17 protein-coding genes and 2 tRNA genes are annotated in these 17,181 nt (G+C 52.6%); all 19 read right to left on the bottom strand.

Annotated elements, in window-relative coordinates; genetic code table 11:
* Positions 1-6: 6 nt before the first annotated feature.
* Entirely contained in the window at positions 7-831 is an 825-nt protein-coding gene (rplB, locus tag B4O97_RS00185; RefSeq protein WP_083047115.1) for a 50S ribosomal protein L2, read from the bottom strand.
* A 23-nt stretch (positions 832-854) separates the two neighbouring features.
* Positions 855-1,157: a 50S ribosomal protein L23 gene (rplW, locus tag B4O97_RS00180; protein WP_083047113.1), complete on the bottom strand. Its 303-nt coding sequence runs from the start codon at positions 1,155-1,157 to the stop codon at positions 855-857.
* A gap of 14 nt (positions 1,158-1,171) precedes the next feature.
* Positions 1,172-1,810, bottom strand: coding sequence for a 50S ribosomal protein L4 (gene rplD, locus B4O97_RS00175; protein WP_083047111.1), 639 nt, complete (start codon positions 1,808-1,810; stop codon positions 1,172-1,174).
* Between the two features lie 38 nt (positions 1,811-1,848).
* Entirely contained in the window at positions 1,849-2,472 is a 624-nt protein-coding gene (gene rplC, locus B4O97_RS00170) for a 50S ribosomal protein L3 (protein ID WP_083047109.1), read from the bottom strand.
* 73 nt (positions 2,473-2,545) lie between these two features.
* Positions 2,546-2,854, bottom strand: a complete 309-nt coding sequence (gene rpsJ, locus B4O97_RS00165; RefSeq protein WP_083047107.1) for a 30S ribosomal protein S10 — start codon at positions 2,852-2,854, stop codon at positions 2,546-2,548.
* Between the two features lie 56 nt (positions 2,855-2,910).
* The gene (tuf, locus tag B4O97_RS00160) at positions 2,911-4,101 is read right to left on the bottom strand and encodes an elongation factor Tu (protein WP_083047105.1); all 1,191 of its coding nucleotides are present in this window, start codon (positions 4,099-4,101) and stop codon (positions 2,911-2,913) included.
* Between the two features lie 383 nt (positions 4,102-4,484).
* Positions 4,485-4,955: a 30S ribosomal protein S7 gene (rpsG, locus tag B4O97_RS00155; RefSeq protein ID WP_083047103.1), complete on the bottom strand. Its 471-nt coding sequence runs from the start codon at positions 4,953-4,955 to the stop codon at positions 4,485-4,487.
* A gap of 12 nt (positions 4,956-4,967) precedes the next feature.
* Positions 4,968-5,342, bottom strand: a complete 375-nt coding sequence (gene rpsL, locus B4O97_RS00150; protein WP_083047101.1) for a 30S ribosomal protein S12 — start codon at positions 5,340-5,342, stop codon at positions 4,968-4,970.
* A gap of 143 nt (positions 5,343-5,485) precedes the next feature.
* The gene (rpoC, locus tag B4O97_RS00145) at positions 5,486-9,709 is read right to left on the bottom strand and encodes a DNA-directed RNA polymerase subunit beta' (RefSeq protein ID WP_083047099.1); all 4,224 of its coding nucleotides are present in this window, start codon (positions 9,707-9,709) and stop codon (positions 5,486-5,488) included.
* A gap of 48 nt (positions 9,710-9,757) precedes the next feature.
* Positions 9,758-13,252 (bottom strand): DNA-directed RNA polymerase subunit beta, encoded by a 3,495-nt coding sequence (rpoB, locus tag B4O97_RS00140; RefSeq protein ID WP_083047097.1) that lies wholly within the window; start codon positions 13,250-13,252, stop codon positions 9,758-9,760.
* 127 nt (positions 13,253-13,379) lie between these two features.
* Positions 13,380-13,769, bottom strand: coding sequence for a 50S ribosomal protein L7/L12 (gene rplL / locus B4O97_RS00135; protein ID WP_083047095.1), 390 nt, complete (start codon positions 13,767-13,769; stop codon positions 13,380-13,382).
* A 118-nt stretch (positions 13,770-13,887) separates the two neighbouring features.
* On the bottom strand, positions 13,888-14,427 hold the full coding sequence (gene rplJ, locus B4O97_RS00130; protein WP_083047093.1) for a 50S ribosomal protein L10: 540 nt from the start codon (positions 14,425-14,427) through the stop codon (positions 13,888-13,890).
* 15 nt (positions 14,428-14,442) lie between these two features.
* Positions 14,443-15,114 (bottom strand): 50S ribosomal protein L1, encoded by a 672-nt coding sequence (gene rplA / locus B4O97_RS00125; RefSeq protein WP_083047091.1) that lies wholly within the window; start codon positions 15,112-15,114, stop codon positions 14,443-14,445.
* A gap of 9 nt (positions 15,115-15,123) precedes the next feature.
* A complete protein-coding gene (gene rplK / locus B4O97_RS00120) occupies positions 15,124-15,555 on the bottom strand; it encodes a 50S ribosomal protein L11 (RefSeq protein ID WP_083047089.1) in 432 nt (143 codons plus the stop codon).
* A 188-nt stretch (positions 15,556-15,743) separates the two neighbouring features.
* A complete protein-coding gene (gene nusG, locus B4O97_RS00115; protein ID WP_083047087.1) occupies positions 15,744-16,298 on the bottom strand; it encodes a transcription termination/antitermination protein NusG in 555 nt (184 codons plus the stop codon).
* Positions 16,299-16,363: 65 nt separating this feature from the next.
* Positions 16,364-16,543, bottom strand: coding sequence for a preprotein translocase subunit SecE (gene secE, locus B4O97_RS00110; RefSeq protein ID WP_083047085.1), 180 nt, complete (start codon positions 16,541-16,543; stop codon positions 16,364-16,366).
* A gap of 30 nt (positions 16,544-16,573) precedes the next feature.
* Positions 16,574-16,647: transfer RNA gene (locus B4O97_RS00105), tRNA-Trp, on the bottom strand.
* 57 nt (positions 16,648-16,704) lie between these two features.
* Positions 16,705-16,881, bottom strand: coding sequence for a 50S ribosomal protein L33 (rpmG, locus tag B4O97_RS00100; protein ID WP_069892876.1), 177 nt, complete (start codon positions 16,879-16,881; stop codon positions 16,705-16,707).
* Between the two features lie 67 nt (positions 16,882-16,948).
* A tRNA-Thr gene (locus B4O97_RS00095) sits at positions 16,949-17,021 on the bottom strand.
* Positions 17,022-17,181: the final 160 nt, after the last annotated feature.

Genomic DNA, 17,181 nt, shown 5'->3' with positions numbered 1-17,181 from the left:
TCTCTCCTATTTCCGCTTCTTGACAATAAACTTGCCGGAGGATTTTCTCTTCTTCCGTGTCTTGTAACCCTTGGTAGGCTGACCCCAGGGGGTAACCGGATGACGTCCGCCGGAAGTTCTTCCTTCACCGCCTCCATGGGGGTGATCAACGGGGTTCATCACTACACCCCGGACCTTCGGCCTCTTTCCAAGCCAGCGTGAACGACCGGCCTTTCCGATGGAAACGTTCATGTGATCTTCGTTTCCAATTTCTCCAAGAGTAGCCATGCACTTCTTGAAAACAAGACGCATCTCCCCGGATGGCAGCTTAAGAGTTACGTAGTCATCCTCTTTGGCAACCAGGGTCGCACCCATTCCGGCTGCCCTGACAAGCTGTCCGCCACGCCCCTTCTGGAGCTCGACGTTATGAACAGTCATACCAAGGTTGATATTCTCCAGGGGAAGAGCGTTTCCAATCTCTTTCGGTGCGTTTTCACCGCTGACGATGGACATGCCGACCTTCAGACCCCTGGGGGCCAGGATGTACCGCTTTTCGCCGTCGGCGTAATGTATCAGAGCAATGTTAGCGCTGCGGTTGGGATCATATTCTATGGTAGCGACCTTGCCGGGTATTCCATATTTGTCCCTTTTAAAGTCGATGACCCTGTATTTTCGTTTATGTCCGCCGCCCCTGCGCCGGACACTGATACGTCCGCCAGCGCCCCTTCCGGCCTTCTGAAATTTCCCGATGGTAAGAGCCTTTTCAGATTTGGTTGCGGTTATTTCTTCAAACGTAAGAGACGTTTTATACCGCAAAGCCGGGGTTCTCGGCTTGTATTTCTTTATACCCATTCTCGCTTCTCCTTACCGCTGTGTTAAATGCCGTCGATGATTTCGATCTTATCGCCTGATGCCAGGGTAACGATCGCCTTCTTCCAGGGAGTTGTGCTGCCGCGGCGTACACCGTGCTTCGTCCTGGTCGAACGGGGCTTTGCCTTGACATTTACGATATTGCACTTAACAGGCTTGACATCGAAAAGTTCCTTCATGGCCCGCATCACCATATTCTTGTTGGCCCAGGGATGCACCTTGAAAACGTATTTCTTCTGATCGCCTTCCCGCATCAGATTGGTCTTTTCGGTCAGAACCGGCTCAATGATTATCTGTTGTGTATCCATATAATCTCACCACCTTAGGCTTTGGAAGCCTGTCCTGCATAGAAATCATTCAGATTCTTTACGGCAGTTTCCAGAACCAGCAGCTTCCTGCCATAAAAAAGATCATGAGCCCGCAGACGATTGTAGGAAAGAATCGTCAACCAGGGAATATTCCGGCCGGCGCGCTTAACCATCGCGTCATCGTCCTTCAGGATCATAACAGTCCGCTCACCGGCTGTAAGGTTCCGGAGGATAAGGGATAGATCTTTTGTCTTCCCGCTGTCGACAGTAAAATCCTCTACCACCACCAGAGAATCGTCCTTCGCTTTCATGCTCAGAATCGACTTCATCGCAGCACGCTTCATTTTTTTGGGAACGGTATAGCTGTAATCCCGGGGCTTGGGACCAAAAACCGTTCCACCCCCGACCCACACAGGGGACCTGCGGTGCCCGGAACGTGCCCGGCCGGTACCCTTCTGACTCCAGGGCTTTGCCCCTGAACCACGAACCTCGCTTCGGGTTTTCGTGGAAGCGGTACCTATCCGCATATTCGCCAGTTCGTTTCGAATGGCATAATAAATAGCACCATCGCTGACCTCACGGCCAAAGACCTCATCCGACAGCTCGATGCTTCGTATCTCTTTTCCGTCCGTAGACAAAACCTTCTTTTCCATTGATCGCCTCTATTCTAATAATCCTGCTAAATCGGTCGCTATCGCTTCTTGGCTTTCCGAACAAACACAACGCCGTTCTTGGGGCCAGGGACAGCTCCTTTCACCAGCAGGGCGTTTTTCTCAGGATCGATCTTTACAACCAGGAGATTCTGAACAGTCACCCGTTCATTCCCCATCCGTCCGGGCATCTTCTTGCCCTTCAGCACCCGCGAAGGAGTCGCTGCCATACCGGTACTTCCCAAGCCTCTGTGAAACTTGGAACCATGGGTAGCTCTACCACCCTTGAAACCGTGGCGCTTCATAACTCCCTGATAGCCCTTTCCTTTCGAATCGCCGATAACATCAACAAACCGGATCCCTTCGAAAAGATCGATACCCAGGGAAGTTCCCGGTTCGCCTTCAAAATCAGGATCCCGGACTTCCTGAACAATCCTTTTCGGAGAAGATCCGCTCTTATTGAACTGTCCAAGAACCGGTTTCGACAGCCTGGATTCCTTCTGCTCAAAGGCGCCCAGAACCGCTGCGGTATATCCGTCCTTTTCTTCGGTTCTGTTATTCAATATGGTATTTTCTACAATTTCTATTACGGTAACGGGGGTAAGAACACCCCTCTCATCGAACACCTGGGTCATCCCAAGCTTTTTTCCCAACAATCCCAACATGGTATAAAACCTCGATCAATAAAATTGGTCTGTGTGCATGTACGGCAGACAGACGTATTATTGCCGCTAAAGCCTACTGCTTGATTTCTACATCAACTCCGGCGGGCAACTCTAACTTCATAAGGGCGTCCATCACCTTGGACGTCGGATCCAGAATATCAATCAGTCGCTTGTGCGTACGCATTTCGAACTGCTCCCTCGCCTTCTTGTTTACGTGGGGAGAACGCAGTACGGTGAATTTGTTAATCCGTGTAGGCAGCGGAATCGGTCCCGCAACCCTCGCACCGGCTTTACCAACGGTCTGCACGATGGATTTGGCGCTCTGATCAACAAGCTCCACATCAAAGCCCCGCAGCCGCACGCGAATTCTATTCTTCGCCATCCTTCCTCCTAAAAAAAGGCCCCGCCTCAAAGCGGGCGGGACCCGACAGAATAATCTTACTCGATGATATCGGTAACCTGACCGGAAGCTACCGTCCGGCCGCCTTCACGAATAGCGAACTTAAGCCCTTTCTCCATGGCAATGGGGTGAATAAGCTCAACATTGATTTCTGTATTGTCACCAGGCATGATCATCTGCTTGTCTTCGGGCAGAGTGATGGAACCGGTAATGTCGGTGGTTCTGAAGTAGAACTGAGGACGATACCCGGAGAAGAAGGGAGAGTGGCGTCCGCCCTCTTCCTTGTTCAGCACGTATACCTGTCCCTTAAACTTCATGTGCGGAGTAATCGAACCGGGCTTTGCGAGAACCTGTCCACGCTCGACCTCTTTCTTGTCGGTACCGCGAAGAAGCGCACCGATATTGTCACCGGCCTGCCCCTGGTCGAGCAGCTTGTTAAACATCTCAACACCGGTACAGACAGTCTTCTTGGTATCCTTGATTCCGATAATTTCAAGCTCATCGGAAACCTTGACAATACCGCGCTCGATACGACCGGTGACGACAGTACCACGCCCCTGGATGGAGAAAACATCCTCGATGGGCATAAGAAAAGTACCATCGATTGCACGCTCGGGTTCGGGGAAGTAGTTGTCCATGGCATTGAGAAGATCTTCAATACACTTGGTCTTCTCGGGATCGTCAGGATTCTCCATAGCCTCGAAAGCAGATCCCTTGATAATGGGAGTCTCGTCCCCGGGGAATCCATACTCGTTAAGAAGATCCTTCATCTCCTCCTCAACCAGCTCGATCAGGTCAGGATCGTCAACCTGGTCACACTTGTTGATGAAGACAATCAGCGAAGGCACACCTACCTGACGGGCCAGAAGGATGTGCTCCTTGGTCTGAGACATCGCACCGTCGGTAGCCGCAACTACGATAACAGCACCGTCCATCTGTGCAGCACCGGTAATCATGTTCTTGATATAGTCGGCGTGACCGGGACAGTCTACATGAGCGTAGTGTCGGGCAGTTGTTTCATACTCGACATGGCGAGTATTGATCGTGATTCCCCGCGCTTTTTCTTCCGGCGCGTTGTCGATCTCGTCATACTTCATAAGCTTACCACCAAACTTAGTGGCACTGTACATGGTGATAGCTGCAGTGAGAGTAGTCTTGCCGTGGTCAACGTGGCCAATAGTACCAACGTTAATGTGCGGCTTCGTCCTCTCAAATTTTGCTTTGGCCATTCCTATTCCTCCTTGCGCTCATAAAGACGCAAAAAATTTAAAAGTATTATATAAGCACATGATAAAAATATATTCAAGGTCGCGGGAAAACCGGCATACAGTCAGGAGGGCAAAAGACAGGATAAATCGTGGAGATGTCCGAATACAGACATAGAATCCAAGATCAAACCCCAACCACCTGATCATCCCAAACAAAAGACGACCGGTTTGGCCGCAGAGCCGTACATTACAGGTACACGCAGCGGAGCATTAAACGCCCTTCATTACCCGCAATGCGATCTCTCGCAAACAACCGAAACAATTGTTCCGGTGCGAGGGCCATAGTATACCCTCGACACCTTATACGTCAAGGGGGGACGGCAATCTCCCCCCTGAACTCCATACTACCAGCGGTAGTGTGAAAAAGCCTTGTTGGCCTCGGCCATACGGTGGGTGTCTTCCTTCTTCTTGAAGGCTACACCGGCATTGTTATAGGCGTCCATAAGTTCAGCGCTCAGCCGTTCACTCATGGATTTTCCGCTCCGGTCCCTGGCAGCCTGGATAATCCAGCGCATTGCAAGGGCTTCACGGCGGGTCTCCCTGACTTCGACGGGAACCTGATACGTGGAACCGCCCACCCTGCGGGACTTAACCTCGACGGCGGGTTTTACGTTTTCGATGGCCTTGAGAAAAACCTGAAGCGGTTCCTCGTTCATCTTTTTCTGGATAACATCCATTGCATCATATACTGCGCGGCGGGCAACGGATCGCTTTCCGTCCACCATCATGCGGGACACAAACTTTGCAAGAACCTTGCTTCCGAATCTGGGATCCGGCAGCACCGGGCGGACCGGACTGACTTTACGTCTACTCATACTGCACTCTCCCTAGGCCTTCGGCTTTTTGGCACCGTATTTGGAACGGCCCTGCTTGCGATCGTCGACACCCAGGGTATCCTTGGCACCGCGAACTATGTGATAGCGAACGCCGGGAAGGTCCTTGACACGGCCGCCACGCAAAAGAACAACCGAGTGCTCCTGAAGATTATGCCCGATTCCGGGAATATAGGCGGTCGCCTCAAACCCGTTGGTAAGACGCACACGCGCAACCTTCCGCAGAGCGGAATTCGGCTTCTTCGGGGTTACAGTCATAACACGGGTACATACACCCCGTTTCTGAGGACAAGACTCCAGGGCGGGCGATTTTGTCTTGTTGTGAGTCGCCTTACGCCCTTTACGAATAAGTTGATTAATAGTCGGCATTATAGATCCAACTCCCCAATTGTAATTGCTTGAGTCGTGACTATAGCAGTCACCTTGACAAAAGTCAAGTTAAGCCGCCGCAAACTGCGGCGGTTTATATGTCATCCGAAAACAGCCGGCACAGATTCAGCATGACGGAGAACTTATGCATCAACCTCCTCTTCGAGGACTCCGTTCTCCATCTGCGCCTCTCTTTCGATTTTTCTCTGCTCCAGAATGCCCTGTACAGTTGCGTCCAGGTCATCACTGGTCTCATCAAAAAGCTTTATATTGCGGTACTTTCGCATTCCGGTACCCGCAGGAATCAGATGACCGATTGCCACGTTTTCCTTCAATCCGCGGAGCGAATCGGTGTCGCCGGAAATCGCCGCATTGGTCAGAACCTTGGTCGTCTCCTGGAAGGAAGCTGCAGATACCCAGGAGTCAATATTCAGGGAAGCCCGGGTTATTCCAAGCAGCAACGGACGGGCGACGGCCGGCTGTCCTCCTTCACGAATGACCTTCTCGTTTTCCTCGTGGAAACGATACTTGTCGACCTGCTGTCCGAAAATGAAATTCGTATCTCCCACCTGGACAATCTCCACCTTGCGCATCATCTGCCGCACGATGACACCGATGTGCTTGTCGTTGATGTTTACACCCTGCAGGCGGTAGACCTCCTGAACTTCGTTAACAAGAAATCTCTGCAGAGAGTTTTCACCTTCAATATCGAGCACATCATGCGGATCGATAGCTCCATCGCAGAGTCCCTCTCCGGCCTGCACAAGGTCCCTGTCCCTGACAAGCAGGTGCTTGCCCATGGGTACAAGATGACGGTGCTTGCCGCCGAAATCGTCCTCGATCTCCAGGACCCGCTTTCCTTTGACAATACCCTTGAAATGAACCGTGCCGCTGACCTTTGCAATGACAGTAGCACTCTTCGGGTGCCGGGCCTCAAAGAGCTCGTCAACCCGCGGCAGACCACCGGTGATGTCCCGGGTCTTCACGCTCTCCTTGAGCAGCTTTACCAGAGTCCGCCCCTGTTTGATCACATCACCGTCTTCCACGTTCAGGTATGCCGATCCGGGCAGGAAGTACGAAGCTACCTCCTCTCCTTCATCGTCCTCTATTATTATCCTGGGTTGGAGGGTTTCGAGGGTGAACTCGGTAATCTTCTTCTCTATCTTCCCGGTATCTTCGTTCACCTCCTCCTTCAGGGTAGTACCCAGAACGATATCTTCAAAGCGCACCTTTCCATCCACTTCCGCGATAATCGGCTCGGAGAAAGGATCGAATATAGCCAGGGACTCTTCCGCCTTGACGATATCCCCCTCAGACACAAGCAACTCGGCACCGTTCCGGATGTCGATCCGCTGCTCCTGTGCGATCAGCAGCAACCCCTTGTCGTGTATGGAGATATATGCAATCTCCTCAGACAGGATTTCCTCTTTTCCCCGCTTCACAAGAGGCTCGCCGACTATTACCTTCTGCCCCTCTTCCACCAGCAGCTTGTCCCCCTTCTCGAGGGAAATCTGCCGCATTATCTTCGAAACAACCACGAAACCCTTTCGGGTAAAAAGCCGATCTCCCGAATCCAGGGTTACCGTGTTACCCTGAATCTCACGGATAAGCACCGGATATCGCAGATAGGTCCGGTTCTCTTCCGCCACACTGGTTGCGGCACCTCCGATATGGAAGGTACGCATGGTAAGCTGGGTACCCGGCTGTCCGATGGACTGGGCCGCGATAATACCCACGGCCTCTCCGATCTCGACGGTCCGGTTCGTTGCCAGGTTACGTCCGTAACATTTCTGGCACACCCCGTGCCGGGCCTCACAGGTCAGCACCGTTCTTATTCGAACCGATTCCACCCCGGCATCTTCTATTGCCTGTGCAATCTCATCGGTAATCTCTTCGTTAACGTCTATGATAATCTCGCCGGTAATGGGATGTTTAACCCGTTCCAGGGTAAAACGACCGACGATACGGTCCATCAGGGACTCGACGATTTCTTCGCCGTCCTTGATGGCCCGGGTGTCAATTCCGTTGATGGTGCCGCAGTCTTCCTCGTTCACCACCACATCCTGGGCGATATCCACAAGACGCCTGGTAAGGTAACCGGCACCTGCGGTCTTGAGGGCGGTATCCGCAAGACCCTTACGGGCTCCGTTGGTGGAGATAAAGAACTCGATAACCGAGAGCCCCTCCTTGAAGTTGGAGCGGATGGGCAGTTCGATAATATCACCGGAGGATTTGGCCATAAGACCCCGCATACCCGACAGCTGACGAATCTGCGTACGGCTACCACGGGCACCGGAATTGGCCATCATATAAACCGGGTTAAAACCGCCGCGGTCCCGTTCCAGAGACTTCATCAGGGTATTCGTCAGGTCTTCGTTGGTCTTTGACCACACCTCAACAACACGGTTGTAGCGTTCTTCGTGGGTTATGTGCCCCTGGAGATACTGGTTCTGAATGGCGAGGACCTGATTATTGGCAGCCTCTATCATTCCCTTCTTTTCTTCCGGGATCAGGATATCATCGACTCCGATGGTTGCACCGAAAAGGGTCGCATACTTGAATCCCACGTCCTTGATGGTATCCAGCATCTTGACGGCTGTTGAAGGACCGTAATCCTTATAGGTCTTTGCCACCAGCGCGCGGAGCTGCTTGTCACCGAGGGTAACATTTACAAAACCGATTCCCTCGGGCATCTCTTCGTTGAGAACGACCCGTCCGGGGGTAGTCTCGATCCAGCCGCCATCCATCTTCAGCTTGATCAGGGCATGATAGTCCACGGCCTTGGCATCAAGGGCGATGAGCACCTCATCGACACCGCCGAAATATTTGCCCTCTCCCTTTGCACCGGGGCGTTCCTTGGTCAGATAGTTGATACCAAGAACCATATCCTGGGAAGGGAACACGATGGGGGTCCCGTTGGCGGGGTTCAAAAGGTTATTGACGGACAGCATCATAGTCCAGCACTCAATCTGTGCAGCCTGAGTAAGGGGCACATGGACCGCCATCTGGTCTCCGTCAAAGTCCGCGTTGTAGGCATGACACACAAGGGGATGCAGCTTGATCGCCTTACCCTCGACCAGAACAGGCTCAAAAGCCTGTATACCAAGCCGGTGCAGGGTGGGCGCACGGTTCAGAAGCACCGGATGCTCCCGTACAACCTCGTCAAGAACAGCCCAGACCTCAGGGGTCTCCTGCTCAACCAGGGTTTTTGCCTTCTTGATGTTATAGACGACGTCCTTTTCGACGAGCTTCTTCATGATAAAGGGCTTGTACAGCTCCAGAGCCATTTTGGTCGGCAGCCCGCACTGATGCATCCGAAGCTCCGGTCCCACAACGATTACCGAACGGCCGGAATAGTCGACCCGCTTGCCCAGCAGGTTCTGCCGGAACCGACCCTGCTTGCCCTTAAGCATATCAGAGAGGGACTTGAGAGGCCGGTTCGAGGCTCCCTTGACCACCCGTTTCTTTTTGGAGTTGTCGAAAAGTGCGTCCACCGCCTCCTGAAGCATCCGCTTTTCGTTCCGGATAATGATATCCGGAGCATTCAACGACATGAGCCGCTTAAGCCTGTTGTTGCGGTTGATTACCCTTCGATACAGATCGTTCAGGTCAGAGGTTGCAAAGCGTCCCCCATCCAGCTGAACCATGGGCCGCAGCTCCGGGGGAATGACGGGAATTACATCCAGAATCATCCATTCAGGCTTGTTCTGGGAATCCCGGAAATTTTCTACTATCTCGATCCTCTTGAGAAGTCGCTTGTCGGATTTGGCCCCCTTCTCGATCATCTTCATCCTGAGTTCTGCGCTGAGGGCGTCCAGATCGAGCTGCTCGAGGAGCGTACGAATGGCGTCAGCCCCTATTCCGGCGGTAAAACTCATGCCGAAGCGTTCCCGGGACTCCATATACTCCTCTTCGCTGAGGAGTTCCATGTACTTGAGATCGGTATCACCGGGATCTATGACCACGTGCTTTTCGTAATACAGTACGGCCCTGAGGCTGGCTATGGTCATATCCAGAAGAAGTCCCATGCGGGAGGGAACCGAACGGTAGTACCATATATGCGATACCGGAGAGGCCAGCTCTATATGCCCCATCCGTTCCCGCCGGACCTTGAAGTGGGTCACCTCGACGCCGCAGCGGTCGCAGATTACCCCCTTGTAACGGATAGATTTGAACTTTCCGCAGTAACACTCCCACTCTTTGGTGGTACCGAAGATACGTTCACAAAAGAGTCCGTCCTTCTCCGGCCTGAGGGTACGGTAGTTGATAGTTTCCGGCTTCTTGACCTCGCCGTAAGACCAGGCCCGAATCTGTTCGGGGCTGGCCAGCTTTATCATTATATTGTCAAAATCCTGAATATCCCTCATTGGTACTCTCCTAAGCTTAGCCTGCTTTCATTCACGTACGCCATCAATTTAGAACTGGCTCCCCTGCCGGCTGATCAGTTCCTCGTCCCTCTCGGTGAGAGGAACCTGTTTACCCTTGGAATCATAGATCGATACATCCAGGGCAAGCCCCCGAAGCTCCTGAACAAGCACATTGAAGGACTCGGGAACCCCGGCATTCGACGAAGGCTCACCCTTTACAATGCTCTCATAGATTTTCGCTCTTCCCGCCATATCGTCAGATTTGATGGTAAGAAGCTCCTGCAGGGTATTGGCGGCCCCGTAGGCTTCCAGAGCCCACACCTCCATTTCTCCAAGCCGCTGTCCGCCGAACTGGGCTTTTCCGCCCAAAGGCTGCTGGGTAACCAGAGAATAGGGGCCGGTTGATCGGGCGTGCATCTTGTCGTCCACAAGGTGATGCAGCTTCAGCATGTATATTATTCCGCAGAATACGGGGTTCTCGAAGGCTTCGCCGGTTTTTCCGTCATGGAGTACGGTCTTCGAGTTCCTGGGCAAACCGGCTTCCGCAAGCTTCTTTTCTATCATTTCCGTGGATGCGGACTGGAAAACCGGCGTGGAATACCACTCATCCAGAGCCTTTGCCGCCCATCCAAGCTCGGTTTCCAGTATCTGTCCGAGGTTCATACGAGAGGGTACACCCAGGGGATTCAGACAGAGGTCCAGAGGCGTACCGTCGGCCATGAAGGGCATATCTTCCTCGGGCAATACCCGGGCAACGACACCTTTATTTCCGTGGCGACCCGCCATCTTGTCGCCTTCTTTGAGTTTACGCTTTGCGGCAATCAGGACCTTGACGACCTCATCCACACCGGGGGGAAGATCATCCCCTTCACTGCGCCGGAGACGCTGTACGTCGATTACCGTACCGCTGGTACCATGGGGCACCCGCAGGGAGGTATCCCGCACCTCTTTGGCCTTCTCGCCGAAGATGGAGTTAAGGAGCTTGAATTCGGGGGTAGTCTCGGTTTCGGACTTGGGGGTCACCTTGCCGACCAGGATATAGCCCGAGCCGACCTTGGCACCGATCCGTATTATGCCTTCTTCATCCAGCTGATCCAGGGCCTTTTCTGCAGTATTCGGGATATCCCGGGTAAGCTTTTCGGGCCCCAGCTTCGTTTCCCGGACATCTATGGTGAACTCTTTGATATGAATGGAGGTAAAGATATCTTCCTTTACCACCTTTTCTGAAATAAGGATGGCGTCCTCGTAGTTATACCCGTTCCAGGGCACGAAACCGACAACCACGTTCCGCCCGAGGGCCAGCTCCCCGCCGGAGGTTGCGGGACCGTCAGCCAGAACCGCTCCGGCATCCACATGCTGGCCGGCCTGCACGATGGGCCGCTGATTGAAACAGGTATCCTGGTTGGTCCGCTGGTACTTCAGAAGAGGATACACGTCCTTTTCTATATTATTATAGGGCTCATCAAGCTTTATGATTATCTGTTCGGAGGTAACATATTCCACCGTTCCCGCCCTGCGGGCCTTGACCAGAACGCCGGAATCATAGGCGGTTTTCCCCTCCATTCCAGTCCCGACCCTGGGGGGTTCGGTAAAAACGAGAGGCACTGCCTGACGCTGCATGTTCGAACCCATCAGAGCACGGTTGGCGTCGTCATGCTCCAGGAAAGGAATGAGCGATGTCGCCACGGAGATAACCTGCTTGGGAGACACATCCATGTACTGTATATCCGAGGCACCCTTCTGGGTATAGTCTCCGGCCTTGCGCACGGAAATGGTGTCATCGAGAAATTTGCCGCCCTTGTCGATGCGCGCATTGGCCTGGGCAATGAAGTACTTTTCTTCGTCCATGGCGGAGAGATATTCGATATCCCCCGTCGCAACGCCCTCTTTTACCTTTCTGTAGGGGGCCTCAAGAAAACCATACTCGTTGACCCGGGTATAATTGGCAAGGGACACAATAAGCCCGATATTCGGACCTTCCGGGGTTTCGATGGGGCACATACGCCCGTAGTGGGTGTAATGTACGTCGCGGACTTCGAAACCGGCGCGGTCACGGGAAAGTCCTCCCGGCCCCAGGGCATTGAGTCGCCGCTTGTGGGTCAGCTCCGCCAGGGGGTTAACCTGGTCCATAAACTGGGAAAGCTGGGAGGAACCGAAGAATTCCTTGATGGCAGCCACAATCGGCTTGATGGAAATCAGATCCTGGGGCTTAACGGTGTCCGTCTCCTTGAGACTCATCCGCTCCTTTGCGATCCGCTCCATGCGACTGAAAGCGGTCTTGAGCTGGTTAGCCATCAGTTCTCCGACGGAGCGTATGCGCCGGTTGCCGAGATGGTCTATATCATCCACATAGGAGTCGCCGATATAGACCTTGATAAGGAAGAGCATGGTGTTGACCACATCCTCCCTGGTAAGAGTGAATTCCTCCACCGGCGGATCATAATCGAACTTCTTGTTCAGCTTGTAGCGTCCGACCTTGCCCAAATCGTAACGGCGGCTGGAAAAGAACATGGAATTGAGATCCTTTTCAGCACTTTCAAGGGTGATAGGTTCGCCGGGCATGATCACCGAATAGACAGCGATCAGGGCATCTTCCTTGGTCGGTTCGTCAACGTCCGCGTCGGCACGGGTAAATTTGACCTCTTCCCGCTCGAAACAGTTCAGAATAATCGGTGAATCCAGGGATCCTTCGGCGCGGAAATTGATGAGAGTTATCTCGGAAACCCCTGAATGGAGAAGCTCGTCAACATCATGGGGATGAAGCTTGTCTCCGGCACGGTAAAGCTTGCGCTTCTCATCGCCCTCGCCGATATAGACAGCCCTGGCAAGAACACGCCCGTTCAGAGCCTCCTTGCCCCTCTCCAGAACCTCAGCTTTCTCGGTTTTGTAGAAAAGATCGATGATCTGCTCCCTGCTGGAGTAACCGAGGGCCCGTAAGAGCAGAGTACCGAGAATCCGCTTTTTGCGGTCGATTTTGGCGTAAATGAGCTCACGCTTCTGGTCTATTTCAAATTCAAGCCATGAACCCCGGTAGGGGATAATCCGGGAAGAAAACACCCCTTTTTCATGGGAGAAAATTACGCCGGGAGAACGGTGTATCTGGCTGACTACAACCCGCTCGGCACCATTTACTATAAAGGTGCCCCGGTCGGTCATGAGGGGAATATCGCCGACGTAAATATCCTTCTGGCGGATCTCACCGGTCTCCTGGAAGATCAGGTTGATTCTGGCTTTTATGGGCACAGCAAGGGTGACCCCTTTCTGCTTGCACTCCTGCTCAGTGAGCTTGATCGCGTCCTCGTCAAGGGTATAGTGAGTGTATTCCAGCAGCATGTCGCCGTTGGGGCTCTCTATCGGGAATACACTTTGAAACACTTCTTCAAGACCCTGCTCCTTCAGCGGCTGCCCGTTTCGCAAGGTTTCACGCTGAAGAAATCTTTCATATGACGATAACTGGATATCCACAAGATTCGGAAGCTCCATCACCTCCTGAAACTCTTGTCCGATATAGGTACGTTTCCTGGTTTTACCAGTATCCAGCATCTTACCCCCCTAAGGTACGAGATCTGAGGCACCACAAACAGATGCCCTGTGCATAGACAATACGATACCACCGGAAACTTTTCCGGTGGTATCTTGAGCAAATTGATGATTGGTTGCCGGCCGGAGGTTATTTAACCTCAACAACGCCGCCTGCTGCTTCAAGCTTCTCCTTCATCTGGGCAGCTTCCTCTTTGGAAACCCCCTCTTTGATGGCCTTGTCGCCGGCCTCAACGATCTCTTTGGCCTCTTTCAGACCGAGACCGGTTATGGCGCGGACCTCTTTGATAACGGGAATCTTCTTTCCGTCAGCTACACTCTTGAGGATTACGTCGAACTCAGTCTGCTCATCCTCGGCAGCAGCATCGCCACCGGCAGCAGCGCCGGGAGCCGCAGCAACAGCTACGGGAGCCGCAGCGGTTACGCCGAACTTCTCTTCCATAGCCTTAACGAGCTCGGAAACCTCAAGCACGCTCATGCCCGCAATTGTTTCTAAAATTTCATCTTTGGTGATAGCCATATTACCTTCTCCTTTAAATATAAATATTTCTGCGGCAATAGCAGACTATCACAGAAGACTAATGCCGCTTTATCCGAAGGACCGACATACCGTCGGCCTGCATAAGGATCTAAATCAATCAGCCTTCCGCCTGCTTTTTGTCCGCCACTGCCTGCAGTGTACGTACAAGCTTCTGAGGCACCGCATTCAGCACCAGGGCCAGGTTCTGGACCGGCGCCTTCATGGTACTCATAAGCATGGAGATAAGCTCCAGCTTGGTGGGCAGCTTGGAAAATGCCTCGACCTGGGCAAAATCATACACCATACCCTCGATAATGCCGCCTTTCACCTCCAGGGGAGTATCCTTGGCGAAATCAATCAGGGTCTTGGCAACGGGACCTGCTTCATCCCCCGGGAGCGCAACAGCTGTAGGCCCGGTCAGAATATCCCCAACATCGGGGCGGTCGAGCTCCTTGAGGGCGATCTTGGCAAAGCGGTTTTTCACAACCTTCAATTGCGCCTGCTGCTCCCTCAACTTGGCCCGCAGCTCGGAAATCTGTTCCACCGACAACCCACGGTAATCAGTGAAGATGTAGGTAGATATATCTTTAAACTGGTTTTTCAGGGCTTCAACAGCTTCCGTTTTGTGCTGCTGAACCTTTACCGTATACTCACTCATCTGCTTCCTCCAGCCCTACTTATACTCTACCCGGACGCCCGGGCCCATGGTAGAAGAAACCGCTACGGACTTGACGAAATCACCCTTGATATCTGCGGGCTTCCGCTTTCCGACCTCATCCATAAACGCCTTGACGTTTTCGGAGACCTGTGCAGGGTCCATGGAAACCTTTCCCACAGGAAGATGCACAACCCCGGTTTTGTCCGACCTGAATTCGACCCTTCCCTTTTTCAGCTCAGCAAGGGCGGCCTGAATATCGAAGGTTACCGTCTGGGTTTTCGGATTCGGCATAAGACCCCGCCGACCAAGGATCGGACCGAGGCGCCCGACATCCTTCATCATATCCGGAGTTGCCACGGCAACATCAAAATCCAGCCAGCCGCCCCGGATCTTTTCGATCAGGTCATCATCGCCGACAAAAGCGGCGCCGGCAGCTTTGGCCTCTTCTGCTTTTTCGCCCTTCGCAAAAACCAGAATCTTCTTCTCTTCGGTGAACTGATGAGGCAGAACCATGGTATCCCGCACATTCTGACTCTTTTTCAGATTGAGCCGCATGGAAACCTCCACGGTCTCGTCAAATTTGGCGTAGGAGAGCTCCTTGAGCAGCCCCACGGCCTCTTCCACCGAATAATGCTTCTGCTTATCGTATTTTTTCAGCGCTTCCTGATATTTCTTTCCCCGTTTCATGCCGGCCTCCTACGCTTCCACTTCGACGCCCATACTGCGGGCCGTTCCTACGATAATCTTCATGGCAGCATTGATATCGTTGGCATTCAGATCGGGCATCTTCGTCTCGGCGATCTCTTTCAGCTTGGCCTTGGAGATCTTCGCAACCTTTACCTTGTGAGGTTCGGCAGATCCGCTCTGAAGATTGCATGCCTTCTTGATGAGAACCGCAGCAGGTGGTGTTTTTGTGATAAAACTGAAACTGCGGTCGGCAAATACCGTGATGACAACCGGAATCGTGAGACCCGGTTCAAAGTTCTTCGTGCGGTCATTGAACTGCTGCACGAACTGGGGAGCGCTCACACCATGCGGCCCAAGGGCGGGTCCGACAGGCGGTGCGGGAGTCGCTTTACCCGCGGGAACCTGCAGCTTGATAACTGCGGTTACCTTTTTCTTCGCCATAGTAAACTCCTAAAAAACGTGGTACAAACCCCCGCTTCCGTTTTATCGAAAAAACAGAGACGAGGTCCCATCCGCTTCGCAACGCGAAACCCTCAACGCGCGTCCGGCCCGGGACAAAACCCGCGAACAGACAGCAAAAGGAGGCACCCGTCAACAATTCGACAGACCGCCTCCCGTATCAGCAATAACTATATCTTTTCTACCTGGGTAAAGGAAACCTCTACAGGCGTCGAACGACCGAAAATACCGACCATAACCTTCAGCCGGGCCTTTTCCATATTCACCTCTTCAATGGAACCGGTAAAGGTGTCAAAGGGCCCGTCGGTTATGCGCACAGCCTCTCCCACGGAGAAGCTCTGACGGTTCCGTACGACCTTCTCGGACCTGATATCTCCTGCCTTCTGAAGTATCGCCCGTGCCTCTTCAGAGCTTATGGGCTGCGGCTTCATACCGGTCATGGAACCCAGGAATCCGGTTACTCCCTGAATTCTCCTGATATGGGAGCAGACAGCCTTCCACCCGCGATCAGGCAGATCCATCTCCAGAAGAATGTATCCGGGAAGAAATTTGCGGTTTATCGTCTTCTTTTTTCCGTCTTTTACCTCGACAACCTCTTCCGAGGGTATCTTGATGTCAAAAACGTAATCACCTACTTCGGGGGTTTCCATAAGCTTGCGGATATAGCGCTCAACTTTATTCTCGTAACCCGAATAGGTATGAAGAACGTACCAACCTTTCGCCATTATTAATCACCTGTTCCTTACTGCATCCAACCTTACGGACGGATACATCATGGATGGGGAAAAGACTAGAAAATTATATCGCGACCTACGGTAAAGATGAAATCGAATAATCCCAGAAGGGCGGCAAAGATTATCGTTGAAATAATTACCACCTTCGTGGAAGATCCAACTTCCTCTCTACTGGGCCACACTACCTTTCTGAGTTCAGCATAGCTATCGCGAAAGAACTGAAGAAGCCTCTTCATCCCCTACTCCTCAAAATCGTTAACGAAAAACAGGCCAGGCAGGACTCGAACCTGCAACATCCGGTTTTGGAGACCGGCGCTCTAGCCATTGGAGCTACTGGCCTGTGAACTAATTAAAAAACGAACGGCCTTAAGGCCGTTCGCAATTTCCCGATATAAACCTACTTGACCTTTGTTTCGACGTGCAGCGTATGCTTGCGATCGAAGCGGCAATACTTCTTGAATTCGAGCTTGCCCTGAATATTGCGCCGGTTCTTGCTGGTTGTATAGTTCCTGCGATTACATTCACTGCACTTAAGCGCTACCAGCTCAACAGCGCCTTTCTTTGCCTTTGCCATTCTTTACAGTCTCCTCGCCTTGCATTGGAAAGAGTACGCCCTAATGCGCGACTTAGTCAAGAATTACAGCCCTCGATCGGACTTGAACCGATGACCCCATCCTTACCATGGATGTGCTCTACCGACTGAGCTACAAGGGCATACCAGATAGGTTGAAACAACCTAACAAAAGCCCTTTTTTTTGTCAATAGAAAAGTGAAAGAAATCCATCTTCCCACGGCTTGCACCAAAACCTACAAAATAGTACGATTCACAACACCGGCAGACATCTTTGTAAGACAGACCGCAAGGAGCTTCTCG

The sequence above is a fragment of the Marispirochaeta aestuarii genome (assembly GCF_002087085.1).
Taxonomy (GTDB): Bacteria; Spirochaetota; Spirochaetia; order JC444; family Marispirochaetaceae; genus Marispirochaeta; species Marispirochaeta aestuarii.
The sequence above is the reverse complement of the archived record's forward strand: the minus strand, read 5'-3'. Positions and strand labels throughout refer to the sequence as shown.